The organism is Streptomyces ficellus (assembly GCF_030406405.1).
GTDB lineage: Bacteria > Actinomycetota > Actinomycetes > Streptomycetales > Streptomycetaceae > Streptomyces > Streptomyces ficellus_B.
Window position 1 is genome coordinate 18,850 of the sequence record NZ_JAUEPL010000036.1, and the last position, 25,168, is coordinate 44,017.

Consider the following 25,168-nt stretch of genomic DNA (forward strand, 5'->3'; position numbering starts at 1 on the left):
CCCCGTGCGAGGCATCGTGAGGCCATGGCATGAGCGCGTCAAGGGTGCGCCTTTGGTCACGGTCGCGGCGGCCCACCCCTTGCGCGATCACCGCGCCCCGCGCTTTGGTGACGTCACCTCACCTGACCAGGCGACGAGCGAAAGGCGGGCAGGGCATGGCGGACACCGTGCGGCAGAGCGAAGGGACGGAAGGGGCCGGGTCCCGGCTCCGCAGGGCGAGTTGGCGCTTCATCGGGCCCGGCATCGTCGTGGCCGCGACCGGCGTCGGTGCCGGTGACCTCGTCGCGACGCTCATCGCGGGCAGCAAGTTCGGCTACACGCTGCTGTGGGCGGCCGTCGCCGGCTGCCTCGTCAAGATCTCGCTCGCCGAGGCCGCCGGGCGCTGGCATCTGGCCACCGGCCGCACCCTCTTCGACGGCTGGCGCAGCCTCGGCGCGTGGACCACCGGCTACTTCGCCGTCTACGTCGCCGTCTGGGGCTTCGTGTACGGCGCGGCCGCCATGTCCTCCAGCGCCCTGCCCCTCCAGGTGCTCTTCCCCGGCGTGATGGACCTGAAGTGGTGGGCCGTCCTGTGCGGGGTCGGCGGCCTGGTCTTCGTCTGGTTCAACCGGTACGCCGTCTTCGAGAAGGTCATGACCGTCCTCGTCGGCGTCATGTTCGTGGTCACCGTCTACCTCGCCCTACGGGTCACCCCGCACCTGGGCAAGGCGTTCGCCGGGCTCGCGCCCGTCCTGCCGGACGGCTCCCTGATCTACACCCTGGGCCTGATCGGCGGCGTCGGCGGCACGATCACGCTGGCCGCGTACGGCTACTGGGTCAACGCCAAGGGCTGGACCGACACGAGCTGGATGAAGGTGATGCGCCTGGACAACCGCGTCGCGTACATCACCACCGGCATCTTCGTCGTCGCCATGCTCTTCGTCGGCGCCGAGCTGCTGCACTCCTCCGGCGTCGCGCTCGCCAAGGGTGACAAGGGACTGCTCGACCTCGGCAAGGTCCTTGAGGACCAGTACGGGACGGCCACCTCCAAGCTGTTCCTCATCGGCTTCTTCGCCACCTCCATCACCTCCCTGATCGGCGTCTGGCACGGCGTGAGCCTGATGTTCGCGGACTTCGTGGCGCACTACCGCGGCCGGGGCGAGGCGGCGACCGGCGAGGCGGTCGCGGCCGGAACCCGCGAGAAGTCGCTGCCCTTCCGCGCCTACCTGCTGTGGCTGACCTTCCCGCCGATGGCGCTGCTCTTCCTGGACCAGCCGTTCGGGCTGGTCATCGTGTACGGCGTGGTCGGCGCGTTCTTCATGCCGTTCCTGGCGCTGACCCTGGTGTGGCTGCTCAACTCCTCCCGTACGCCGCGGGAGTGGCGCAACGGCTGGCTCAGCAACGGCGTCCTGGGCGCGGCCGGGCTGCTGTTCATCGTGCTGTGCGTGCAGCAGGTGCGCGAACTGCCCTGGTAGGCACCCGCCCATACTGGCGGACATGACCACACCCCACGGATTCGGCCCTCCGATACCGGTGCGGCCGCCGTACGGCCCGCCCCCGGCGTCGCCGTACGGCGGCCCGCCACCCGCCCATGGCGCCCGGCCCCGGATGGGCCCGAGTTCGCCGCGCACGACCGCCGCAACTCCGTGATCGCCGACCCTTCGGGCGTGGCCCTGGAGGTCGACGGCCACACCATGGACGTCCCGTGGGCCGCGATCGCCACCGTGTACGTCGCCCCGGCCCCGTGGAGCGAGGCTCTCGTGGTGGCCCGTCGCCCACCACGGCGGCATGCTGTACGAGTGCCGCGTCGCCCGCCGAGAGGCCCAGCTCCACCAGTGGCCGGCCGAGCTGGGCCCCGTGCTGCACCACTGCCTGGCGAACCGGGCCTGACGCCTACGGCAGATTGTGGACGTGCGGGCCGACCGCGTTGGACCAGGCGTTCCCGGCCGTGGCGTCCCAGTTCGTGGACCAGGTCATCGCCCCGCGCAGCGCCGGGTAGGTCTTGGCCGGCTTGAAGGAGCCGCAGCCCGTCCCGCGCGTCAGGCAGTCCAGCGCGCTCTTCACCACGGACGGGTCGACGTACCCGCTGCCCGCCCCTCGCGGGGAGGCGGGCACCCCGAGGCCGACCTGGGAGGCGTCCAGGCCGCCCTCCAGCTGGATGCAGGCCAGCGCCGTCAGGAAGTCGACCGACCCCTGCGCGTACACCTTGCCGTCGCAGCCGAGCATCGACCCGCTGTTGTAGAACTGCGTGTTGACCACCGTCAGGATGTCCTTCACGGCCAGGGCGGTCTTGAAGTATTCGGTCCCGGTGTTCTGCATGTCGATGGTCTGCGGCGCCATCGTCAGCACCATGGACGGCCCGGCCTGCGCCGACAGCCGGCGCAGCGCCTTCGTCAGGTAGGTGGAGTTGATGCCGTGCTCCAGGTCGATGTCGACCCCGCTGAAGCCGTACTCCCGCATCAGGGCGTACGCGCTGTTCGCGAAGGCCGTCGCCGACGCGTCGCTGTTGATGGTGACGTTGCCCTTCTCGCCGCCCACCGAAATGATCACCGACTTGCCGGCGGCCTTCTTCGCGGCGATGTCCGCCCTGAAGTCGGCGACCGAGGCGTACCCGACGGCCGGGTCGAGGTTGAAGACGATCTCGCCGGGCGTGGCGGTGGAGTCGGCGAACGACACCGCGATGATGTCGTACTGCGCCTGCACGTCCCGCAGTTTCTGCACGGCGGCGCCGTTGTTGAAGTTCTGCCAGTAGCCGGTCACCGCGTGCCTCGGCACGGCCGGGTTGGGGTCCGTCGTGCCGCCGGACGTCCGCCCGGTCACCGCCGCCGACTTCGCGGACTCGCCCGCCGCGTTGACCGCGCTGACCTGGAAGGCGTACGAGGTGTTCGCGGCCAGCCCGGTCACGGTCGCCGACGTGCCGGTGACCGACTGGACCTTGGCGCCGTCCCGGTAGACGTGGTAGCCGCTCGCGCCGGAGACCCCGTTCCAGCTCAGGGCGATGGAGGATGACGTCACCGCGCCGGTGGTGAGGCCGGCCGGCGTGGCGGGCACCACGGGGTCGGGGTCGCTCCCGCCGCCCCCGTCGGGCCCGAAGACCGAGATGTCGTCGGCGTAGTAGGCGGCCTGCCCGTACCACCCGTGCGTGTACACCGTGACGGACGTCGTGCTCGCGCCGGTCGTGAAGCGGGTCGTCAGCTGCTTCCAGCCCGCCGAGTCCGGTGTCCACGTCGACACGTCCGTCGTCCCGGTGCCGCTCGCGCCCAGGTACGCGTACCCGCCCTGCACCCAGGCGCTCAGCGTGTACGTGGAGTTGGGCTTGACCGCCACGGTCTGCGCGCAGCGGGCGTTGTCCTGCCCGCCGGGCGTGGCCCTGAGCGCGGCGGCCCCGCCGTGCACGGGGGAGGAGACGGTGGCGCCGCTGCCCGCCGAGCAGGTCCAGTTGGCGAGCCCGGCCTCGAAACCGGCGTTCTTGGCGACGTTGACGTCGGCGGCCTGCGCGGTACCGGTCATCCCGCCGGCCAGGACGAGTCCGGCGGCCACGGCCACCGCCAGACCTCCTGGGAGCCCTCTTGCGTTTCGGTGATGTGTGCGTGAGCGGTCCACTTGCTGCCTCCGGTGGGGGGTTGGGGGAGCTGCGGGCGAACGGTGGCCACCGCTTTTCCGTAAAGCTGGTCCAGACCAATCGACTTGTCAAGACCTGTGAAAAGAAACGGGAGTTAACTGCTGACGCCTTCGTCCGGTTTGCTCACCCAGACGTCGTCCACGCGTTGTCACCAAGCGATCTGAAAGCTGTTCTCTGGCCCCTGAGACCTGGCTAAAGTGCGGGTGGGCAGAAGTGAGCGTGGAGGAGCGGGAAAAGCAGCAGGAGCAGGTAGGGCAGGTATCTGCGGTTCGCCGGAACCCCGGCGGCCGGAGCGGAACGGGGAACCAGCGTGCCGACCGCAATCGCCGTCACCAGCGCCGATCTGGTGCTGCCGCCGACGGACCACCAGACACCCACAGCGGCCCTCCTGCAGTCGCCGGACGCGCAGCCGCTGGACGCCGCCATCGCCGACATGCAGGTTCTGGTCGAGCAGCACGGCTACGTCATCGCCCTGTACCCCGCCTCCCTGCCCGCCGAGCACGAACGCCGGCTGCACACCGTCCGGTCCGTCCTGGAGACCGACCGCGTCGCGCTGCTCAAACTGGACCTCCCCCCGCTGGGTGTCGCCGTACTCGTACGCCAGCTGCGCCAGCTGTCCCTCTGCGACTTCGGCGCCGGCGTCATCGCCTCGGCCGCCCGGCTGCTGGCCCACTACATCTACGCGGGGGCCCTGCTCAACACCGTCACCCGGCTCGACCGCGTACCGGTGAGCCTGAAGTCCCATGCCACGTCGTGGGTACCGGGCTCACAATTCGGCGTCCTGGCCAACCCTTCCCCGCAGCTCGTCAAAGTCGGCACGGAAGAGCGCCTTGCGGGACCGTCGTTCGGTACGCACTTGATGGTGGCGCGCGGGCAGCTGGCCTCCGACTGGGTCACCGAGACCCTCGCGCCCGCCTGGCAGGTCCAAGGCGTGGTGGAGAGCGCCCTGCCCGCCGGTTCCCCGGCGTGGTGGGGGACGGCGAAGATGGTGGAGTTCGCCGCCTTTCTCCCCGATATCTCGGTGCTCTACCAACTGGTCGCGTCGGTACGGCGGGAAGTGTGCTCCTGGTGCGGTATCGAGCTCATAGGCGACCGCTGCGGATTCTGCTCGGCCCCGCTGGTACCGCCCGAGCCGATCCAGGGCGCCACGTGAACCGCCGCCGCCACCGCCGGGTGGCCACGCTTCAGCACGCGCTTCACGCCAGCCACCGCCTACGTCTCCCCACGAGGTCGCCCCGCCCATGAATTCACGTCAGCGCCGCGGTGTCATTCTCCTGCTCCTGTCGGTCCTGTGCGCCTTCGCCGCGTTCGCCGGTGTGGTCACGGTGATCGGCGACGTGAATTCCCAAGTGGGCCCGGAAGTCGAGGCGTACGAGCTGAAATCGGATGTCGCCGCCTACACGGCCCTCCAGCCGGGTCAGTTCAAGAAGATCACCATGCCCAGGCGCTGGCTCTCCGCCAATGCCGTCACCGACCTCACCGTCGTCAAGGACAAGATCGCCGTCACCGATCTCAGAAAGGGCTCACTGCTCCAGGAGGACATGATCGCCAGACGGCCCGCGCTGGAGAGCGGCCAGCAGGAGATCGCCATCATGATCGACGCGGCCACCGGCGTCGCCGGAAAGATCACCGCCGGCTCCCTGGTGAACATCTTCGCCACGTTCGACGACGACAACCGGGAAAAGGGCGCCGTCGCCGAGTCCCGCGTCATCGTCGCCAACGCCCGTGTCATCGACGTCGGCAAGCTGACCCCCCTGGACGGCAAGCGCGACGGCAACCGGGGCGTCGGCGTCCGGGAAGCCGTGCCCATCACCTTCGCGCTCAGCACCACCGACGCCCAGCGCGTCGCCTACGCCGAGTCGTTCGCCGAACACGTACGCCTCGCCCTGCTGCCCCGGAACAGCCCCACCGTCCTCCGGCCCGGTGAGGGCAGCTACACGCTCGACGAAGACAGGAACAAGTGAGGGCCGGATGACCACACGCATCCTCCCGGCCGTCGGTGACGCCGACGCCGCCCGCTCCGTCACCACCCTCCTCAGCCAGCTCCCCGACGCCGAACCGGCCGCCCCCCTCGGCGACTCGACCTCGCTGATCGACGCCCTCGCGCGGCTCGCCGCCGAGTCCCTCGACGAACTGCCCGAGGTGGTCCTGGTCCACGAGCGGATCGGGCCCGTCCCCGCACTCGAACTGATCCGGGAGGTCGCCCTGCGCTTCCCCGCGGTCGGCGTCGTCCTCGTCACCACCGACGCCGGCCCCGCCCTCTACTCGGCCGCCATGGACTCCGGCGCCCGCGGCCTGGTCGGGCTGCCCCTGTCGTACGAGGAGCTCGCCCAGCGCGTCCAGTCCGCGGCCGCCTGGTCCGTGGGCGTCCGGCGCCACCTCGGGCAGGGCGGCGACGTCTTCACGGGTCCCGGCGGCACGGTCGTGACCGTCAGCGGCGCCAAGGGCGGCGTCGGCACCACCGTCACGGCCGTCCAGCTCGCCCTCGCCGCGCGCGCCTCCGGCCGGACCGTCGCGCTCGCCGACCTGGACCTGCAGGCCGGCGACGTCGCCTCCTACCTGGACGTGCAGTTCCGGCGGTCCATCGTGGACCTCGCGGCCATCCAGGACATATCGCCCCGGGTGCTCCAGGACGCCCTGTTCGCCCACCCCTCCGGCCTCGGCCTGCTCCTGGCGCCGGGGGAGGGCGAGCGGGGCGAGGACGTCAGCGACCGCGCGGTGCGCCAGATCGTCAGCGCGCTCCGCAACCGGTACGAGGTCGTCGTCATCGACTGCGGTACGCACATGAACACCGCCAACGCCGCCGCCATCGAGATGGCCGACACCACCCTGCTCGTCGTCACCCCCGACGTGGTCGCCATACGCGCCGCCAAACGCCTCATCAGGCTCTGGGACCGGCTCCAGATCCGCAAGGCGGAGGAGACCGTGACGGTGGTCAACCGGCACATCCGCAACACCGAGATCCAGCCGCCGCTGGTCGGCAAGATCACCGGTACGCGGGTCGCGCGGACCTCCGTACCCGCGAACTTCCGGGAACTGCAGTCGGTGGTCGACGCGGGCCGGATGCAGGACCTGGAGGCCAAGTCGTCGGTGAAGCGGGCGCTGTGGGCACTGGCCGGCGAACTGGGGATCGTCAACGCCCCGGAAGGGGAAAGCAGGCAGGGGAAGTTCCGCGGCGACCGCGGCTCGGTGGGCCTGCGCCGTACGCGCGGCACGTAGACCGAGGGACCGAGGGGGCAGGATGCGTCATGAAACGCCGTTACGGAAGTGACCGGGGGCAGGTCGCGGTCGAGTTCACCGGGATGGTTCCGGTCGTTCTCGGCACGGTGATCCTGCTGTGGCAGGCGGCCCTCGTCGGCTACACGTACGCGCTCGCGGGCAACGCGGCGGACGTGGGCGCCCGGGTGGGCACGGTGTCGGGCGACGGCGCGTGCCAGGCCGCCGCGCGGGGGAGCGTGTCGGGGGCGTGGACGGTGACCGCCTCCTGCGGCGGTGGCGGCGCCGACTTGTACACCGCGTCGGTGACGCTGAACGTCCCCGTGCTGTTCCCCGGCCTCGACATCCCGGTCCAGGTCGAGGGCCATGCCGCGGTGGCGTGGGAGGGCGAGCGATGACGCCGTACGCAGGGACAGGGCGCCACGCGGAAAGAACGCGCGACGCGTGGAGCCGGCGCTACGGAGGGCGCGGGCGCCAGGCGTGGGGCTGGCGCCACGCGGGGACGGGGCGCGAAGCGTGGGACAGGCGCCACGCGGGGACGGGGCGCGAAGCGTGGGACAGGCGCCATGCGGAGACAGCGCGCGAAGCGTGGGGCTGGCGCCACGCGGGGACAGGGCGCCAGGCGGAGACAGCGCGCCAGGCGTGGAGCAGGGGACGCCACGCGAGGACAGGGCGTCGCCGCGGCGAATCCGGCCAGGCGGCGGTGGAGTTCACCGGCTGGGTGGCGCTGCTGCTGTTCACGGCTCTGGCCGCCGTCCAGCTCGGGCTGGTGGCATACGCGGTGCAGCAGGCGGGTACGGCGTCCCGCGCGGCGGCGCGGGTCGCAGCGCAGGGCGGCGACGGCGTGTCGGCCGGTGAGGGCGCCGCCAGCGGCTGGCTGAACGCCCGAGTCCAGGTCCCCGGGGCCGGCGGCGACGAGGTGACCGCGACCGCCACCGTACCCATCCCCTCCCTCCTGCCCGTGTTCACCTTCCCGGCCGCCACGAGATCCACCACCATGCCCGTCACCACGCCCGCCGACTGACCGTTCCACGTAACGCACCCATGGGGAGGGAAGAGACATGAGCCTGCGGGCGCGCATCACCAGTCCCGAGCCGGTCAACGGCGGCAAGGGCGAGGAGAACCACCTCGTCGGCGTCTACCGCGTCAAGCTCCTGGAGGAGATCGACCTCGCGGAGATGTCCGCCCTGGCCGCCGCGGAGCGCCGCGCCCGCCTGGAGCGGGTGCTCGGCCACATCATCAGCCGCGAAGGCCCCGTCCTCTCCTCCACCGAGCGCTCGCAGCTCATCCGCCGCGTCGTGGACGAGGCCCTCGGCCTGGGCATCCTCGAACCGCTCCTCGAAGACGCCTCCATCAGCGAGATCATGGTCAACGGCCCGGAGCAGGTGTTCGTGGAGCGCCGCGGCCGGCTGGAGCAACTGCCGATGCGGTTCTCCTCCACCGAGCAGCTGATGCAGACCATCGAGCGCATCGTCTCCACCGTCAACCGCCGCGTGGACGAGTCCAACCCGATGGTCGACGCCCGCCTGCCGTCCGGTGAGCGCGTCAACGTCATCATCCCGCCGCTCTCCCTCAGCGGTCCCATCCTCACCATCCGCCGCTTCCCCCGCGCCTTCACGCTCCAGGAGATGGTCGCCCTCGGCTCGCTCGACGAGCACATGGTGATGCTGCTCGCCGGACTCGTCCGCGCCAAGTTCAACGTGATCGTCTCCGGCGCCACCGGCACCGGCAAGACCACCCTCCTCAACGCGCTGTCCGGCCTCATCCCCGACGGCGAGCGCATCGTCACCATCGAGGACTCCGCCGAGCTCCAGCTCCAGCAGTCCCACGTCATCACCCTCGAAGCGCGCCCGCCCAACGTCGAGGGCAAGGGCCGGGTCACCATCCGCGACCTCGTACGCAACTCGCTGCGCATGCGCCCCGACCGGATCATCGTCGGCGAGGTCCGTGGCGGCGAGACCCTCGACATGCTCCAGGCGATGTCCACCGGCCACGACGGCTCGCTCGCCACCGTCCATGCCAACAGCGCCGAGGACGCCCTGATGCGCCTCCAGACGCTCGGCTCCATGTCGGAGGTCGAGGTCCCGTTCGTCGCGATCAAGGACCAGATCAACAGCGCGGTCGACGTCATCGTCCAGCTCACCCGGCACGCGGACGGCAGCCGCAAGATCACCGAGATCGCCATTGTCGACTCCCACGGCCGCGAGGAGTACCGGATCGTGACGGTCTGCCGCTTCGCGTCCCGCCCCATGGCCGCCGACGGGCGAATCCACGGCACCTTCGAATATTCCCCCCTCCCGCGCCGCGTCGCCGAACGCCTCTACATGAACAGCGAGGCCATCCCCCCTGCCTTCGGCGTCGCCCGGTCCGACGAACAGCTCGCCCTGCGCCACGGCACCACCGCCCCGCCCCTGGGCCTGCCCATCGACACCGAACCGACCTGGAACTCCTGGAAGTGACATGGCGAACCTCCCGCTGCTGACGCTCGGTGCCACCGTCCTCGCCGGCGCGCTGGGCGTCGCCGGCGTGCACGTCTACGCCTCCGGCAACGCCCGGCGCCAGGCCCTGGTCGCCCGCATGACCCACAGCGGGCACACCGCCCTCGATGGCCGGCGCCGCCGCTTCGTACGCCTCGACCGGAGGCTGCGCGCCACCGCCATCGGCCACCGCATCGAGCGCAAGATCGCCGCCACCGGGCTCGACCTCACGCCCGGCGAGTATGCCGTGTACGCGGTGGCCGCGCTGCTCGGCGTCCACCTCACCATCGGCGCCGTCTTCGCCCCGTTCTTCGGCGTCCTCGCCGCCCTCGCCGGGTTGTGGGGCGCCCACGCGTTCCTCAACTGGCAGCGCCACAAGCGCACCGAGGCGTTCATCAACCAGCTGCCCGAACTCACCCGCGTCCTCGCCAACGCCACCCAGGCCGGCCTGGCCCTGCGGACCGCGATCGCCATGGCCGCCGAGGAGCTGGACGACCCGGCGGGCGAGGAGCTGCGCAAGGTCGCCGACCAGCTCGCCGTGGGCCACAGCCTGGACGACGCGCTGGGCGACCTCGCCGACCGGCTGCCCTCGCGCGAACTGGTCGTCCTCGTCTCCACCCTCGTCCTGTCCAACCGCGCCGGCGGCCAGGTCGTCACCTCGCTGCGCAACCTCACCGGCACCCTCGACGAGCGCAAGGAGACCCGGCGGGAGGTCACCACCCTCCTCTCCCAGGTCAAGGTGACGGCCTTCGCCCTGCCCCTCCTGGGCCTGGGCTTCCTGCTCATGATCAACGGTATGTCCCCCGGCGCCCTGGACAAGATGACCGGCTCCGTCGCCGGCCAGGTCGGCTCCGTCCTCGCCTTCGGCCTGTACGCCCTCGGCTTCGTCCTCATCCGCCGCCTGTCCCGCATCCGAGTCTGAGGAGGTGACACGTCATGGGCCTGTTGTACGCCGCCGTCATCGGCCTGTCCGTATACGGCGTCTTCCACGGCGTCCGCATGTACCGGGCCGACGCCAAACTCCCCGGCGACCTCGTCCTCGCCCTCGAAGTCGGCGCCACCCGCACCACCGCCGTCGGCTCCGGCGTCGACCGGCTCGGCATGCGCTACGCCCCCGCCGTGCTGGGCGTGATGGGCCCCAAACGGGTCGACGCGCTGCGCCGCCGCCTCGACATGGCCGGCAACCCCGGCGGCATGACCGTCGACCGCTACGCCGCCCGCCGCGCCGTCTACGGCTTCCTCGGCGTGTGCGCCGCCCTCGCCATGCTGGCGCGCGGCCAGGCGGTCGTCGCCGTCATCGTCCTGCTGTACGGGCTGACCTGGACCGACGTCCTGCTGCGGCTCGCCATCCGCCGCCGCAAGGACGACATCGAGCGCACCCTGCCCGACTTCCTCGACGTCCTCGCCGTCGTCGTCTCCGCCGGACTCGGCTTCCGCCAGGCGCTGGAGCGCGTCGCCGAGAAGTACTCCGGGCCGTGGGCCGACGAACTGCGCATCACCCTGCGCCAGCTCGACATGGGCGTCAGCCGCCGCGAGGCCTTCGACCAACTCCGCAAGCGCAACGCCTCCGAGCAGGTCTCCATGTTCGTCACCGCTCTCCAGCAGGGCGAGGAGCTGGGCGCGCCGATCGTGGACACGCTGATCCAGATCGCCAACGACATGCGGCGCACGGACGCGCAGAACGCGCGGCGCAGCGCCGCCAAGGCCGTACCCAAGACCACGCTCGTCGTGACGATGGTGATGCTGCCCGCGACCATGATCCTGATCGCCCTGAGCTTCTACTACGGCTCCGGGGTCGACTTCGCGGACATCATCGGCGGGTGACGTCATGACCCTGAAGAAGCCGGCGGCGCGGGCCGAACCCTCCCTCCCGCTCCAGATCAACGCCCTCCAGGCGCTGTGCCGCCAGGTGTTCGGCTTCCGGCTGGCGATGATCGTGCTGGCGGCGCCGTTCGCCCTCGACGGCGCCGCGCCGGGCGTCGGGACCTGGCTGGTGGGCGCCGCCGTCCTCATCACCTTCATGGTGTCCTACGTCGTGCTGCGCGACTGGGAGCGCTTCGGCCGCATCCTGCTCCGCCACCCCGCCGTGCTCACCTGCGACATGCTGTTCGGCGCGCTGCTGCTGGCCACCGCGTCACCCGAGTCGACGCTCGCGTACGTCACCATCTGTACGCCGCTGCTGGCGGGCCTGCTGTACGGCTGGCGCGGCGCCGCCTTCTTCGCCGTCCTCCAGTCGCTGCTGCTCCTGCTGTCGTACGGGGTGAGCAGGGAGGTGGCGGTGGAGCCCTCCTCGCTCCTCTTCCCGGGCCTGTGCGTCATCGCCGGGGCGGTCGGCTCCACCCTGCGCAACCTCATCCTCGACTTCGGGGCCGCGAGCCAGGCCCTGACCGAGGCGCGGGCCCGCCTCGCCGTCAACGGCGCGGTGGAGGCGGAACGGGCGCGGCTCGCCCGGGAGATGCACGACTCGGTCGCCAAGACCCTGCACGGCCTGGCGCTGGCCGCGGACGGGCTGGCCGAGACCGCGCACCGCCGTGACCCCTCGTCGGTGCGGCGGCAGGCGGAACTCCTCGCCCGGTCCGCCCGCCGCGCCGCCGCCGAGTCGCGCGAGTTGCTGGCGGACCTGCGCCGGGAGTCGGGCCTGGACGGCGGGGTGGACGTCGCCGCGGATCTTGCCGCCCGCGCGGCGGACTTCGGGCGCCGGCACCGGGTACGGACCACCTACCGCCTGCTGGATGGCGGGGCGGCCCCTCCCCGCCTCCCGCACGCGGTCGCCCGCCAGCTCCTCACCATCGCCGCGGAGGCCATGGAGAACGCCCACCGGCACGGCGGGCCCACGTACATCGACGTATCGGCGGGCGTCGTCGGCGACGTCCTGCGCCTGAGCGTCTACGACGACGGCCGTGGCCTGCCCGCCGGCACGACACTCGACGGCCTGAAACGGTCCGGCCACTTCGGGCTCGTCGGCATGGTCGAGCGCGCCGCGTCGATCGGCGCCCGTATCCGCATCGGGCGGGGCCCGGCGACCAGGGGCACGGAAGTCCGCCTGGAACTGCCCGTACGGGCCCTGGAACTGCCCGTACGGGCCTCGGAACCGCCCCTGCCGCCCTTGCCGGCCATGCCGCGACAGCCCGGCCCGCGTTCCTTCGACAGGAGGGTGCACCACCATGCCTGAGCACCTGCGAGTGATCGTCGCCGACGACAACCCCGTCGTCCGGGCGGGCCTGACCGCGCTGCTCTCCGGCCGCGAGGACATCGAGGTCGCCGCCGAGGCCTCCGACGGCCGCCAGGCCTACGAGGAAGCGGTCCGCCACCGCCCGGACGTGATCCTCCTGGACGTCCGCATGCCGGGCGTCGACGGCATCGCGGCCCTCCCGCACCTGGTCCGGCTCGCCCCGGTCCTGATGACCACCTACAGCCGCGAAACGGCCATCGTCCACGAGGCCCTGCGCCTCGGCGCGAGCGGCTACCTGGTCCACGGCGAGTTCACGGCCGACCAACTCGTCGACGCGGTACGCGACATGAGCCGCGGCCGCGCCCACTTCACCCACACGGCCTCGAACGCACTGCTGGCGTCGGTGCGGGATGGGTGTGCGTCTGCAATGCCGCTGCCTGCATCAACCCCCGTGCAGGAGCTCGACTTTCCCCAACCCCCTTCGCAACGGCAACCGAATGTGGCACATTCGTTGCTGAGCCAGCGGGAGGTGGAGGTGATGGACCTGATCGCGTCGGGCATGACCAATCAGCAGATTGCCGCCACGTGCTTCATCAGCCACAAGACCGTCAAGAACCACATCAACCGCATCTTCGCCAAGCTCAACGCCGAAAGCCGCGGCCAGGCCATCGCGATCTGGCACGGCCAGTCCAAGGGGGACCCGACCACCCATGCCTGACCACCCCCACACCCCCGATTGGGCCCCGACTTGGGCCCCCAGGCCCATGCCGAGGCGCCTTGCTCCGCCGTACGTTCGTCACCTCGACCCGCACGAGCCCGGAGGAGACCGCCATGCCGAACATCACGCTGAAGCCCGCGACCCAGGCGAAGGTGTACGTGGGTACGTGGGCGAAAACCGCGAGTGCGGCCCTCAAGCGGCGGGGGGACAGCGGGCAGGGGGCAGTCGAGTACGTCGGGATCATCATCCTGGTGGGGGTGATCATCGCGGCGGTGGTGGGGTCGGGCGTGGGAGACACGATCGCCGCCGGGCTGCTGGCGCGCGTCACGGCGATCGTCGGTGGTGGCTGACGGCCTGTACGCGCAGAACTCGCGAGGCAGGGCAGGCGTCGCCTCTCTACGTATTCGTAGTGGCGAGCCTGCTCTTTCTCGCGCTTGCGTTCTTCGCGGTAGGCCAGGCGGGAGCGACGCGTAACGGTGCCCAATCAGCAGCGGATGCCGCCGCACTGGCAGCGGCTCGGGAGTCACGGGACAACGTCGACCTGACCATCGGCAATCTGGCTGACCTATTGGACGGAGCGCTGATCCCCACGCTGTACGGGTGCGGTGCGAGCCACTACTACGCCGGTCAGAACGACGCCGAGGTCGACAGTTGCACGCCGCTGTTTGACGGCCGCTGGGGGTTCACAGTGCAGGTGACCTCCTTGAACCCGGTCGGGGACACCGTGCTCCCTGGGACCGAGGACCGGTACGCCAAGTCCACCGCAACAGCCGTGGTCGTCCCTGTATGTAGTTTTGAGCCTGCCGATGACGACGATTCGCCGTCTCCAGGGGCGCTGGAATGCGAAGGTGACCTCCTGGACCTGGACCCGGCCAAGCTCCCGGACATGTCCGACCTCTTCGAAGTCCGGCTCGCCGAGGACTGACCGTGAAGGAACGCAAAGGAATGGCACTCATGAGTAATCGGTATCGAACGGCGGCACTCAGAGCGGCGACCGGGGCGACTGTCGTAACACTGGCTGTGCTGTTGACCGCATGCGGCGGCGACGGTGGTAGCAAGGATGAGGGCAAGGAGCCGGAGAAGGCGGGTAGCGCTTCGTCGGCGCCGACTGGTCAGGAAACACGCAAGGGTGAGACCGGACCTACTGTGCCCGACACCAGTACCACCTTGGCGACCATCAACGGCAGCACCGGATTTCAGATCTTGATCCATACCGCTGTGAGGGACCAGGGCGGCTTTCTGACCGTCACGGGCAGTGTGAAAAACACGTCGCCCAAGATGCTGATCGCGCCTCCTCAGTGGAGCGGTCAGGAGGTCAACGTGAAGCAGACAGGTCCGTCCTTTGCCGGCATCACACTCTTGGACAAGACAGAGAAGAAGCGCTATTACGTACTCCGCGACACGGACGGCTACCCGTTGACGACGACGGGTGTCACGACGGTGAAGCCGGGTGAGACCATTTCGATGTTCGCCCAGTTTCCCGCGCCGCCCGCGAACACCACCCAGGTGGACATCCAGATCCCGCAGATGCCGGTCGCGACGATCGAGATCTCCTGATGCGCACCGCCACGCCCTGCGCGCGCAGGACCTCCGTACGCCGACCCGCAGCGTCCGTGCTCGCTGCCGTGGTGCTGTTCGCCGGCGTCCAGATGAGCGGCGGCGCCTCCGGGGCATACGCCGATGACGTCCCGAGTACGCCACCGGGCACGGAGTCGACGCTGCCGCCACCGGAAGTCGACGGCAATTCACCCGGCCTCAAGATGCGTGACGGCGCGACCCTCGCCCCGGCGAAGGTGCTGCCCCTCATTTCGATCGTCGAGTCCGAGGGCGGCGAGGAGCGGCGCGAGGAGACCAGTCAGAACCTGAAGTTCGCGCTCCAGGCGGAAGTCCTCTTCGGCAAGGACAGCGCCAAGCTGACCCCCGAGGCCAACGCCCGTATCGCCGCCATCGCCGAGGAGATCAAGAAGCAGAACGCCACCAAGGTCCGCGTCTTCGGCTTCACCGACAACCTCGGCTCCTCGGCCCACGGCGACGTGCTCTCCAAGCAGCGCGCGGACGCCGTGCACAAGGTGCTGTCACCCATGCTCGCCTCCGGCGGGATCACCTACGAGATCCGGGGCTACGGCGAGCAGTACCCGATCGCGGACAACAGCACGGAGGAAGGCCGCAAGAAGAACCGCCGCGTGGAGGTCTCCTTCCCGCGCGGCTGATGCGCGCTCTCAGGCCGGGTGGGCGGACCGCCCCTACAGCAGGTGGTCCGCCTTCCCGGCCTTGACCAGCACGAGCACGGTGATCGAAGCACTCCATTACCCGGTTCCTGGGGTGCCGCTGCCTTCGCCGGTCCCGTTACGCCCGGATAGGGAAAGGGCCGGCAGACGGGAAGGTTGGGCCCTGGGGCCCAAGACGTGGGGCGGGGGTCGCCTTAGCGTCGGGGCATGTCTGCAACAGGGGCCGGTGGTGGGGGAGTTGTGCCGCGACGGCGGCCGTTGCCGCGTGCGGTTCACGCCGTGCTGGTTCTGGTGCGGCTGGTGTTCGGCGTCACGCTGCTCGGCGCGCTCGGGGTGTTGCTGCTGGCCGCGTCGCTGGGCGGGGTGGACGGGGAGCTGATCGCCTGGGTCCTGTACGGGGCCATGCCCGGTACGGCGGGGTTCCTGCTCGGGCGGCGGGTGTGGACGGGCGGGGCGTGGGTACGGCGCGGACTGCTTGCCGTGCAGGGCTGGTTCATCGCGGGCGCCCTGGGGACGTTGGCGGACGGTGACGCCCGTGGGGTACCGCAGTTGGTGATCCCCGTCGTCGTCGCCGTGCTGCTGTGCCGGCGGTCCTCGCGCGAGTGGTTCCTGCTGCCGGGCGGCGAGCGGGCGTCGCCGCACCGGCCGTTCCGGTTGGCTCGCATGATCAAGTGGCGTACGCAGGGCGGGCAGACGACCACGGAGTACGTCGGGCTCGTCCTGCTCGTCGCGGCGATCATCGGCGCGCTGGTGGTGTCGGGCGTCGGGGGCCAGGTCGTCGGCGGGCTCCGGGCCGCGGTGTGCGCGGTGGTGGGTACCGGGTGCGAGGCCGGCGGCAGCGGTGGGGGAGGGGTCGACGCCGGGGACGGGGTGCGGCCGGGGCGGGCCGGCGACGGTGACGGTCCCGGCTCGCAGGGCGACACGGGACAGGACGACACGGGTCAGGACGGTCCCGTCTGGCAGGACGGCACCGGTCAGGACGGTCCCGGCTCGCAGGACGGTGCTGGTGAGCCGGACGACACCGCCGCACCCCGGGAGGGCGGCGGCGACGACGGGGAGAGCTGTACCTCGGGAGTCGGCGCCTTCCTCTCCTGCGGCGCCCGCCAAGTCGGCGGGTTCTTCGAGGGCGTCTTCAAGGACGGGCTGTGGGGTGACATCACCGGCACCTTCGACACGATCCTGCACCCCATCAAGGCCTGGGAGGGCATCAAGGAGTACGGCAAGAGCCTCGGCGAGCAGTGGCTGAAGGACGCCGGGGGCGCCCTCGACAAGTGGCAGGAGGGCGACTACCTGGGCGCCCTGTGGGACTGGGGCACCGCGTCCCTGGGCACCGGCGTGACCGTCCTCGACGACGTGTTCGTCGGCGACGACGTGCGCGGCATGTGGAACCGCGGCGACCAGGGCCAGGCCATCGGCACCGTGCTGTGGAACGTCGGGTCCCTGTTCATCCCCGGCTACGGCGAGGCCAAGCTCGTGGGAAAGCTCGGCAGACTGGGCAAGCTCGGAAAGCTGGGCGCGGTCGGGGAGCTGGCACAGAAGGCGTCCGAGGCGGCGGCCAAGGCCCGTAAAGCCGCCGACGCCGGAGACCTGGACGCCGCGGAGGCGGCCGCCCGCGAGGCGCGCCGGCACGCCGACGAGGCCGCCGAGAAGGCGGGCCTCACGGGCTGCACGTTCAGCTGGGGCGGCCGTCCCGAAGACGGCCCTACCGAAGGCGGCCGTACCGAAGGCGGCCCTACCGGAATCCCGTACGCGGCAGGCGTCGAAGGCCCCGGCACCGGGCTCCTCGCGGCGCGCGCCCCCGCCGCCGTCCCCGTACAGCTGCTCGCCGAGCCGGCCTGCGGCGAGGGTGACGACCCGGCGAGGACGGAGGCCGCCCGGCAGGCGGACCGCGACGCGGACGCGGCCGAACAGGCCGTCGCGGACGCCAAGAAGAAGCGCAACGGCCCCAAGGAGTGGCCGCCGCCCACGCCCGGCGACAAGAACGACCCGCGCAACTACGAACCGCCGGAGTGGGCCAAGGGCTTGGAGGACCCCGAGCTCGGCGACGCCGACAAGGGCGACGGCGCGTGGCGCAGCCGCAATCGCAACCCCGAGCCGACCTGGGCCAACGAGGCGTGGCTGCGCTACCAGGAGCAGGTCAGCGGCACCGTGCGCGGCAAGGAGTACGTCGTACCGCATCCGGACGCGGGCAGGCGGCCGGTCGAGTACGACGGCTGGGACGCCGACCGGCAGACGTTCCTGGAGGCCAAGCTCGGCTACACCGGCTATCTGGCCAACGAGGACGGCAAGCCGGTCGCCCGGCTGACGGAGAGCGGGAAGGCGAGGTTCCTGGAGGAGGCGCGCGGGCAGGTGGCCGCGTCCGGTGGCCGGGCGATCGAGTGGCATTTCTCGGACCCGATGGTGGCGCGGGCGGCGCGGCTGGCGTTCCTCGACGAGGACCTGCCGATCAAGGTGGTCCACACGCCTCAGAAACGACCGGTCTCCGGCCCGATGAGGCCCGGTGGGTGAAAACCGTTCCCTAGGATGCGGCGAGGGGGGGAGCCTACAGAGGAGGACAGACCATGAGGCGAGTCGTACGGGGCTTCTGGGGGCCGAGGCCCGAGTCGGAACGGGAGCTCGCCGCCCGCTGGAGCGCGCTGCTGACGCGGCTGCGGGACATCGACCCGGCCGTCTTCGGCACCTGGCAGGAGGTCCCGGACGCGACGAACACCGACGCGCTCGCCGCCCGCCTGCGTGAGCGCAACGCGGGTGACGACTGGTCGGACCGCAAGGGGTACGCGATGGCGCTGTCCACGCCCGCCGCCAACCCGGTCAAGGTGAGCGTCAGCGGCACCGGGGGAGGGGTGTCGGAGCACCTTCCCATGAGCGTGGTGCTCACGATCACTGCCCCCGACGACGACGGCGCCGCCCTGCCGTACGCCGAGATCCTCCGTGCCGTCGCCGAGACATGGGACGTCGACTGGGGCGAGGTGACGCAGACCGAGCTCCAGCTCGCCCTGGAGGACGACGGCCGGGAGCCCGGTCAGGCGTGTGTCGGCTGGGCGGGTTACCTGTCCGAGCGACGCGCCGCCCTCCTCACCGGTGCCGGTGCCGGTGCCGGTGCCGACGCCGCCCTCCTTGCCGGCGCCGGCAAGGCGCCCGACGTGCCCGGCAAGGCACCCGGCCTGCCCGGGAAGACGGAGCCGACCGAGCACGGCGGGCTGCTGCTGGACCTCTCCGGTGCCGGCGGCGTCGAGGACCTCGTCGCCGTCAACCGCGAGGTCCGCGCCACCGGCGCCCTGGAGGCGCTGCCCCGGCCGATGGACAGGGCCAAGCTGTGAAGGCGACGGGCACCCCGTTCGACGTCACCGAGGCCGTGGCCGCCGTCGACGCCCTGCTCGCGAGGCCGCTCCCGGAGGACGGCCCGACCCGGTGGGAGCCGGGCTCGGAGAGCTGGAGCGGCAGCTACGGCGCCGGGTTCCGGCTGGCCCCGCTGTGGGAGAGCCGCGCCTACGTCGGCGTGCCGGGGCCCGAGTGGGACACCGCGCAGGAGGAGGCGGAGAGGTACTTCGCGGAGCTGACGGGCGCGCTGGACGAGCGCTGGGGGCCGCACCGGGAGGTCGGCATGCGCGCGTTGCTGCTGGGCGACGCGGACGACGAGTCGGTGCCGCCGCTCTTCGCGGAGCTGCGCGCCTTCGGCCTCTACGGCGAGCTGATGGTGTGGGGCCCGGTCGGCTCCCCGCACGGGCCGCGCTGGGTGGCGGTGAGCGTGGGCCAGTGCGACGAGGACGCCCCGCACATGATGGTGGCCGCAGTCACTGACGTACCGATCCAGGACGTACCGATCGAGGACGTACCGATCGGGGAACTGCCCACCGGCTGACGCGATAATCGACCGCATGTTCCCGCAACAAGATCGCCGGACCTCGGCCGCGCTCGCCCTGTGGGGGTATGTGGCGGTACGGGTGGTGGGGCTGGCGGTCCTCGCGGTGGCCGCCGCCGTGGCCGGTGAGGACGTACTGCACCGGCTCAAGGGGCGCTGGGACTCCGTCTGGTACGTGCGGATCGCCGAGCACGGCTACGGTCACGAGGTCACACTCCCCCACGGCGGCGTCCACTCCGACCTGGCGTTCTTCCCGCTGCTGCCCGCCCTGGAGCGGGGCCTGTCGGAGGTGCTGCCGATCGACGCCGCGACCGCCGGGCTGCTCGTGTCGTGGGCGGCCTCGCTCGCCGCCGCGTGGGGCATCCACGCGGTCGGGGCACAGGTCGCCGGGCGGCGCGCCGGGGTGGTGCTGGCGGTGCTGTGGGGCGTGTACCCGACCGCGTTCGTGCAGTCGATGGCGTACACCGAGGCGCTGTTCACCGCGCTCGCCGCCTGGTCGCTGTACGCGGTGCTGCGCGGCCGGTGGGTCTGGGCGGGCGCCTTGTGCGTCCTCGCCGGGCTCACCCGGCCGTCAGCCGCCGCGCTCATCGCGGCGCTCGGTATCACCGCCGTCGTGACGGTGGTGAGGGAGCGGCGGGTGACGGCCCGGATGGCCGCCGGGGTGCTGCTGGCACCGCTGGGCTGGCTGGGGTACGTGGTCTTCGTCGCCGTGCGCGAGGGCAGCGCGACCGCGTACTTCGAGGTGCAGGCCGCGTGGGGCAACAGTATCGACGGGGGCGTGGCGCTCGCCCGCTTCGTGTGGCAGAACCTGACCGGTCCGGCGCCGCTCGCCGGTGTCGGCCTGTGCGCGGCGCTGGCGCTGGTCGGCTGGGCGGTGTGGCTGTGCGTCAGGCAGCGCCAGCCGCTGCCGGTCCTTGTGTACGGCATCGCGGTGGTCGTCATCTCCCTGGTCGGCGCCGCGTACTTCGGCTCCCGGCCGCGCCTGATGATGCCCGCGTTCCCGCTGCTGCTCCCGGCTGCGGTGGCCCTGGCGCGGCTGCGCGACCGCGGCGTGGCGCTGGTGCTGGCCGCGCTGGCGCTGGCGTCGGGGGTGTACGGGGCGTTCACGCTGCTGGGGCCGGGTCCGCCGTGATGGCCAGGCGGGTGCCGGGCCGGATGCCCCAGCGTGCCATCGCCCCGGCCTCGGCCTCCAGGACGTGCCGGGCGCGCGGGCGGGGCAGGCCGAGGCGGCCGGGCTCCATGGTGACCACGTCGACGACCCTCAACCGCCGGTCGAGGTACGCCACGTCGATGGCGAACCGCATCCGGAAGGTGTGCACGCTGTTGCAGGGGCTCAGCAGCAGCGCCCCGTCGATGCCGTCCCGGCCCAGCAGGCCGCGCCGCCGGGTGCGGTAGGAGGCGGCGATCTCGACCGGTATCGGTACGCCGTGGTCCGGGGCGGTCAACACACCGGTGCCGTTACGCCATTGGCCCATGGGCGACGACCGTAGCGTGGGCCCCGCCCCGGCGGGAGTGGGCCCGTGGGCCCATGACCGGCCGCCCGCCCGGTCCTAGGGTCGGGTGCGTGTACGCCACGCTGATCGCCGTCGCCGTCCTGTGGGGCGCCGCCACCGGCCTGCTCGTACCGCGCGCCGCGTACCGCCTGTCCGTCGCGCCCGGCCGGCCGTGGCGCGACGCCTGCCCGGAAGGGCACCCGTTCACGGGCCCGGCGGGCGGCTGGCTCGGCCCCGCCCGCTGCGCGCCGTGCGGCCCCGGCACGTCCCCCGCGGCCGCCGTGCCCGTCGTCACCGCCGTGCCCGCCGTGTCCGTCGTCACCGCGCTCGCCTGCGGGGCGCTCGCGGCGGCGACCGGCGCGCGGCCCGAGCTGGCGGTGTGGCTGCTGATCGCGCCGGTCGCGGTGGTGCTGGCCCTGGTCGACCGGGCCGTGCGCCGGCTGCCGGACCGGCTGACACTGCCGCTCGCCGCCGGGGCGGCCGCCCTGCTGGGCGGCGCCGCGCTGCTGCCGGGGAGCGCGGGGGCGTGGCCGACCGCGCTGCTCGGCGGGCTCGCGCTGGGCGCGGGCTACCTCGTGCTGTTCCTGGTCAACCCCAGCGGCATGGGCTTCGGTGACGTGAAGCTGGCGCTCGCGCTGGGCGTCGTGCTGGGCTGGTACGGCTGGGGCGTGCTGTTCATGGGCGCCTTCGCCGGGTTCCTGTTCGGGGCGGTGTACGGGTTCGGGCTGGTCGCGCAGCGGCGGGCGAGCCGCAAGAGCACCATCCCGTTCGGGCCGTTCATGATCGGCGGGGCGCTGGCGGGCGTGCTGCTGGGGGCGCTCGCGGCGGGCCCGGCGGGCACCCAGTGACAAGCCCACTGACAAGACCAGTGACAAGCCCACTCGCAAGACAGGCCCGCTCCGCAGCGGGCAAGATTTCCTGTCATGGATACGAAGCCGGTGAACCTCACCGAAACCCTCGCCACCTTCGACGACATCTACAGCCCGCGCATCGTCGCCCGTATGAACGACTACGACGTGAAGATCGCGCACGCCGCTGGTGACCACGTATGGCACGTCCACGACGACACGGACGAGTTCTTCCTGGTCCTGGACGGACGGTTCAGCATCGCGCTGCGCGCCGCCGACGGCACCGAGCGGACGGTCGAGCTGCGGCGCGGCGACACCTTCGTCGTACCGAAGGGCACCGAGCACAAGCCGTCCGCGCCTGAGGGGGCGTCAATCCTGATGTTCGAACCGTCGGGGACGCTGTCGACCGGTGACCGCCATGAGGGGGAGATTCCGGAAAACGTCGACGGCACCACGGGCCACGAGCTGACCTGAGCGACCAGACCGCCGCCTAGCATGCGGCCATATGCGGACATTCCCCGACAACAAGCCCCGGCCCGGTCGCGCCGTCCCCCCACCGGCCCCCGCCACCGTGCCCGCCGCCGGGGCACCTGCCGGCCATGCGCCCGCCTCCGGCGCGCCCGCCCCCGGCGCGCCCGTCCCCGCTCCCCCCTGCGCGCCCCGCCCCCAACCGCCCCCCGCCCGCCGCCGGTCGCTCGCGGCCCTGGTTCCGTGGGGGTGGGCCGCGGCGCTGTTCGGGCTGTACGCCACCGTCGCCGTGCGCCGTCACCTCCTCCTGCGGACCACCGGCTACGACCTCGGCATCTTCGAGCAGGCGGTGCGCGCGTACGCCGAACTGCGCGCCCCCGTCGTGCCGTTGCGCGGTGCGGGCTTCCACATCCTCGGCGACCACTTCCACCCCCTCCTCGCCGCCCTCGCCCCGCTCTACCGGCTGTGGCCCTCCCCGCTCTGCCTGCTCACCGCCCAGTCGGCGCTGCTCGCCGTCTCCGTCGTCCCGCTCGCCCGCTGGGCCGCCCGCGCGCTGGGTCGCGGGCCCGCGCACGCCGTCGCCGCCGCGTACGGGCTGAGCTGGGGCATCGCGTCGGCCGCCGCCTTCGACTTCCACGAGGTCGCCCTCGCCGTACCGCTGCTCGCCTTCGCCCTCGAAGCCCTGGCCCACCGCCGCTGGCGGGCGGCCGTCGCCTGGGCCGCGCCCCTGCTGCTGGTCAAGGAGGACCTGGGCCTGACGCTCGCCGCCGTGGGCGCGTACATCGCGTTCAGGGGCCCGCGCCGCCTGGGCGCCGCCACCGCCGTGACCGGGCTCGTCGGCTCGGCCGTCGAGATCACGCTGCTGATGCCCGCCTTCCACCCGGACGGGGGCTACGCGCACGGCGGCAACCTCGCCGAGGGCTACGGCTCGCTGCTCAGCACCCTCGCCCACGCCCCGCTCGACGCGCTGCGCCCCGACATCAAGGCCATGACCCTCGTCCTGGTCTTCGCCCCGTCCGCGCTGCTCGCGCTGCGCTCACCGCTCTCGCTGATCGCCGTGCCCACGCTGGCCTGGCGGATGATGTCGGACAACGGCTTCCACTGGGGCACGGCCTTCCACTACAGCGCCGTACTGATGCCGGTCGTCTCCGCCGGGCTGATCGACGCGCTGACCGTCTGGCGCCGCACCGACCACCCGCTCGCCGGCCGCCACCTCCGCGCCTCGCTGGCCACCGTCCTCGCCGTCACGCTGGTGATGCTGCCGTCCTTCCCGCTGGCCCAGCTGCTCCAGCGCGCCACCTGGCGTACTCCCGCGCACGTCGAGGCGGCCCGGGCGCTGCTGGCGAGGATCCCGGACGGCGCGACCGTCGCCGCCTCCAACCGCCTGGTACCGCAGCTCACCTCACGCTGCACGGTCGTCCTCTTCCCGGCCTTCCCGGTCCAGGGGCGGCTGTACGCGTACGACAGGAGGCGCCTCCCGCCGCCCACCGCGGAGTGGATCGTCCACGACCGCCGGCCCCCCGAGGCCTGGCCGTACAGGACGGGCCACTGGCCCTACCCCCTGAAGCGGCAGCAGGCGGAACTGGCCGCCGCGCAGAAACGGCACGGCTACCGGAAGGTCGCCGAGCGCGACGGCCTCACCCTGCTCCGGCGCGTACGGCTGAGCGCGACGCATGGCACCCACGGCCGGTCCGACCCGCATCGACCGGACCGTTTCCGCGGCAGCCTCCCCGGCCGTCAACCCGGCGCCTCGCCGACGGGGTGACCCCCGCGGAGCCGGGAAACGGGCCGGATTCCGTGCTCACAGCGTGGTCCCGCGTGTCCGGAGCGTAGTTGCGGCCTGTCGTGGCATCCAGCACGACTTACGAAGGGTTATGGTGGAAACCCCCCCTCGGGCCGGTCCGTATCCCCCCCACGGACCGGCCCGTTTTCTGTGCCCTGCTTCCCGCCCCGCCCGAAGCGGGCGGTGTCAGCCCCGGGCCGCCCAGATGTTGGTGCCGGCGGTGTCGACCGCGTACGAGTCGATCTCCTTCAGCTCCTCGTCGCTCAGCGGCGCCCCGGACAGCGCGGCGATGTTCTCCTCCAGCTGCGTCACACTCGACGCGCCGATCAGCGCCGACGTCATCCGCTCGTCCCGCAGCACCCACGTCAGGGCCAGCTGCGCCAGCGACTGGCCGCGGCGGCGGGCGATCTCGTCCAGGCCGCGCAGCCGGCGCACGACGTCCTCCGACAGGAGGTTCGGGTCGAGGGACTTGCCCTGGCTGGCCCGCGAGCCCTCCGGGATGCCCTGGAGGTACTTGTCGGTGAGCAGGCCCTGCGCGAGCGGCGCGAAGGAGATGCAGCCCATGCCGGCCGCCTCCAGGGTGTCGAGGAGGCCGTCCTCCTCGGTCCAGCGGTTGATCATCGAGTACGACGGCTGGTGGATCAGGGCCGGTACGCCCATCTCCCTCAGCAGCCGGGCCGCCTCGGCGGTCTGCTCGCTGTTGTACGAGGAGACGCCGGCGTACAGCGCCTTGCCCTGCTGGACGGCGGAGGCGAGGGCACCCATCGTCTCCTCGAGCGGGGTGTTCCGGTCGAAGCGGTGGGAGTAGAAGATGTCGACGTAATCCAGGCCCATCCGCCTGAGCGAGGCGTCGAGCGACGACAGCAGATACTTGCGCGAGCCCCACTCGCCGTACGGACCGGGGTGCATCAGATACCCGGCCTTGGTGGAGATGACCAGCTCATCGCGGTACGGGGCGAAGTCCTGGGCGAAGATCTTGCCGAAGTTCAGCTCGGCGGAGCCGGGCGGCGGCCCGTAGTTGTTCGCCAGGTCGAAGTGTGTGACACCGAGGTCGAAGGCGCGGCGCAGGATCGCCCGCTGGGAGGCGAGGGTCCGGTCATCACCGAAGTTGTGCCACAGGCCCAGGGAAATGGCGGGCAGCTTGAGGCCGCTGCGGCCGGTACGGCGGTACTCCATCGAGTCGTAACGGTCGTCGGCGGGTCGGTATGCGCGGGTATCAGTCACGTCTCCCTCCTTATCACGGACCTGTGACAGGCCGGGTTGGGCCGCCGTGACCCCCGCGCAGTAATGTGGCGGCTTCGG

General features: G+C 71.9%; 25 protein-coding genes. 22 read left to right on the forward strand and 3 right to left on the reverse strand.

Annotated elements, in window-relative coordinates:
* Positions 1 to 155: 155 nt before the first annotated feature.
* Positions 156 to 1,454 carry an Nramp family divalent metal transporter gene (locus tag QWM81_RS21790; RefSeq protein WP_290113908.1) on the forward strand — a complete coding sequence of 433 codons (1,299 nt, stop codon included), beginning with the start codon at positions 156 to 158 and terminating at the stop codon, positions 1,452 to 1,454.
* A 418-nt stretch (positions 1,455 to 1,872) separates the two neighbouring features.
* On the opposite strand, the gene QWM81_RS21795 is transcribed toward QWM81_RS21790, so the two are convergent.
* Positions 1,873 to 3,489, reverse strand: coding sequence for a chitinase (locus QWM81_RS21795; RefSeq protein ID WP_435372419.1), 1,617 nt, complete (start codon positions 3,487 to 3,489; stop codon positions 1,873 to 1,875).
* A 422-nt stretch (positions 3,490 to 3,911) separates the two neighbouring features.
* Here QWM81_RS21795 and QWM81_RS21800 point away from each other — a divergent pair, with 422 nt between their 5' ends.
* The 18 genes from QWM81_RS21800 to QWM81_RS21885 all read left to right on the forward strand — a co-directional run bounded on the left by QWM81_RS21800 (position 3,912) and on the right by QWM81_RS21885 (position 20,406).
* Positions 3,912 to 4,754: a hypothetical protein gene (locus tag QWM81_RS21800; RefSeq protein ID WP_290113910.1), complete on the forward strand. Its 843-nt coding sequence runs from the start codon at positions 3,912 to 3,914 to the stop codon at positions 4,752 to 4,754.
* Positions 4,755 to 4,842: 88 nt separating this feature from the next.
* On the forward strand, positions 4,843 to 5,565 hold the full coding sequence (gene cpaB, locus QWM81_RS21805; RefSeq protein ID WP_290113911.1) for a Flp pilus assembly protein CpaB: 723 nt from the start codon (positions 4,843 to 4,845) through the stop codon (positions 5,563 to 5,565).
* Between the two features lie 7 nt (positions 5,566 to 5,572).
* The gene (locus QWM81_RS21810; RefSeq protein WP_290113912.1) at positions 5,573 to 6,820 is read left to right on the forward strand and encodes a CpaE/TadZ family protein; all 1,248 of its coding nucleotides are present in this window, start codon (positions 5,573 to 5,575) and stop codon (positions 6,818 to 6,820) included.
* 29 nt (positions 6,821 to 6,849) lie between these two features.
* Positions 6,850 to 7,215 (forward strand): TadE/TadG family type IV pilus assembly protein, encoded by a 366-nt coding sequence (locus QWM81_RS21815; protein WP_290113913.1) that lies wholly within the window; start codon positions 6,850 to 6,852, stop codon positions 7,213 to 7,215.
* 305 nt (positions 7,216 to 7,520) lie between these two features.
* Complete coding sequence (locus QWM81_RS21820) at positions 7,521 to 7,841, forward strand: TadE/TadG family type IV pilus assembly protein (protein ID WP_290113914.1); 321 nt, start codon at positions 7,521 to 7,523, stop codon at positions 7,839 to 7,841.
* 37 nt (positions 7,842 to 7,878) lie between these two features.
* On the forward strand, positions 7,879 to 9,276 hold the full coding sequence (locus tag QWM81_RS21825) for a TadA family conjugal transfer-associated ATPase (protein WP_290113915.1): 1,398 nt from the start codon (positions 7,879 to 7,881) through the stop codon (positions 9,274 to 9,276).
* Position 9,277: 1 nt separating this feature from the next.
* A complete protein-coding gene (locus QWM81_RS21830; RefSeq protein WP_290113916.1) occupies positions 9,278 to 10,216 on the forward strand; it encodes a type II secretion system F family protein in 939 nt (312 codons plus the stop codon).
* Positions 10,217 to 10,230: 14 nt separating this feature from the next.
* Entirely contained in the window at positions 10,231 to 11,118 is an 888-nt protein-coding gene (locus QWM81_RS21835; protein WP_290113918.1) for a DUF5936 domain-containing protein, read from the forward strand.
* Positions 11,119 to 11,122: 4 nt separating this feature from the next.
* On the forward strand, positions 11,123 to 12,466 hold the full coding sequence (locus QWM81_RS21840; RefSeq protein WP_290113920.1) for a sensor histidine kinase: 1,344 nt from the start codon (positions 11,123 to 11,125) through the stop codon (positions 12,464 to 12,466).
* 10 nt (positions 12,467 to 12,476) lie between these two features.
* Positions 12,477 to 13,184: a response regulator gene (locus QWM81_RS21845; RefSeq protein WP_435372416.1), complete on the forward strand. Its 708-nt coding sequence runs from the start codon at positions 12,477 to 12,479 to the stop codon at positions 13,182 to 13,184.
* 113 nt (positions 13,185 to 13,297) lie between these two features.
* On the forward strand, positions 13,298 to 13,534 hold the full coding sequence (locus QWM81_RS21850; protein WP_290113921.1) for a hypothetical protein: 237 nt from the start codon (positions 13,298 to 13,300) through the stop codon (positions 13,532 to 13,534).
* Positions 13,531 to 14,109: a pilus assembly protein TadG-related protein gene (locus QWM81_RS21855; protein ID WP_290113976.1), complete on the forward strand. Its 579-nt coding sequence runs from the start codon at positions 13,531 to 13,533 to the stop codon at positions 14,107 to 14,109. The genes QWM81_RS21850 and QWM81_RS21855 overlap by 4 nt, the downstream gene beginning before the upstream one ends.
* Before the next feature lie 2 nt (positions 14,110 to 14,111).
* Positions 14,112 to 14,741, forward strand: coding sequence for a hypothetical protein (locus QWM81_RS21860; protein ID WP_353938332.1), 630 nt, complete (start codon positions 14,112 to 14,114; stop codon positions 14,739 to 14,741).
* Complete coding sequence (locus QWM81_RS21865; RefSeq protein WP_290113922.1) at positions 14,741 to 15,394, forward strand: OmpA family protein; 654 nt, start codon at positions 14,741 to 14,743, stop codon at positions 15,392 to 15,394. The genes QWM81_RS21860 and QWM81_RS21865 overlap by 1 nt, the downstream gene beginning before the upstream one ends.
* 297 nt (positions 15,395 to 15,691) lie before the next feature.
* Positions 15,692 to 17,920: a Tox-REase-5 domain-containing protein gene (locus QWM81_RS21870; protein ID WP_353938333.1), complete on the forward strand. Its 2,229-nt coding sequence runs from the start codon at positions 15,692 to 15,694 to the stop codon at positions 17,918 to 17,920.
* Positions 17,921 to 17,973: 53 nt separating this feature from the next.
* Positions 17,974 to 18,732, forward strand: a complete 759-nt coding sequence (locus QWM81_RS21875; protein ID WP_290113924.1) for an Imm52 family immunity protein — start codon at positions 17,974 to 17,976, stop codon at positions 18,730 to 18,732.
* Positions 18,729 to 19,274, forward strand: coding sequence for a hypothetical protein (locus tag QWM81_RS21880; RefSeq protein ID WP_290113926.1), 546 nt, complete (start codon positions 18,729 to 18,731; stop codon positions 19,272 to 19,274). Before QWM81_RS21875 ends, QWM81_RS21880 begins: the two co-directional genes overlap by 4 nt.
* A 16-nt stretch (positions 19,275 to 19,290) precedes the next feature.
* Positions 19,291 to 20,406 (forward strand): mannosyltransferase family protein, encoded by a 1,116-nt coding sequence (locus tag QWM81_RS21885; RefSeq protein ID WP_290113928.1) that lies wholly within the window; start codon positions 19,291 to 19,293, stop codon positions 20,404 to 20,406.
* On the opposite strand, the gene QWM81_RS21890 is transcribed toward QWM81_RS21885, so the two are convergent.
* Positions 20,378 to 20,749, reverse strand: coding sequence for a DUF192 domain-containing protein (locus tag QWM81_RS21890; RefSeq protein WP_290113931.1), 372 nt, complete (start codon positions 20,747 to 20,749; stop codon positions 20,378 to 20,380). The genes QWM81_RS21885 and QWM81_RS21890 overlap by 29 nt on opposite strands.
* 89 nt (positions 20,750 to 20,838) lie before the next feature.
* Between QWM81_RS21890 and QWM81_RS21895 the strand changes: the two genes are divergently transcribed.
* The 3 genes from QWM81_RS21895 (at position 20,839) to QWM81_RS21905 (ending at position 23,848) form a co-directional block, all read left to right on the forward strand.
* On the forward strand, positions 20,839 to 21,615 hold the full coding sequence (locus QWM81_RS21895; RefSeq protein ID WP_290113933.1) for a prepilin peptidase: 777 nt from the start codon (positions 20,839 to 20,841) through the stop codon (positions 21,613 to 21,615).
* 75 nt (positions 21,616 to 21,690) lie between these two features.
* On the forward strand, positions 21,691 to 22,089 hold the full coding sequence (locus QWM81_RS21900; protein WP_290113934.1) for a cupin domain-containing protein: 399 nt from the start codon (positions 21,691 to 21,693) through the stop codon (positions 22,087 to 22,089).
* Between the two features lie 31 nt (positions 22,090 to 22,120).
* Positions 22,121 to 23,848 (forward strand): DUF2079 domain-containing protein, encoded by a 1,728-nt coding sequence (locus QWM81_RS21905; protein ID WP_290113935.1) that lies wholly within the window; start codon positions 22,121 to 22,123, stop codon positions 23,846 to 23,848.
* A gap of 204 nt (positions 23,849 to 24,052) precedes the next feature.
* Here the strand turns inward: QWM81_RS21905 and mgrA are convergent, their stop codons facing one another.
* Positions 24,053 to 25,090, reverse strand: coding sequence for an L-glyceraldehyde 3-phosphate reductase (mgrA, locus tag QWM81_RS21910; protein ID WP_290113937.1), 1,038 nt, complete (start codon positions 25,088 to 25,090; stop codon positions 24,053 to 24,055).
* Positions 25,091 to 25,168 lie beyond the last annotated feature (78 nt).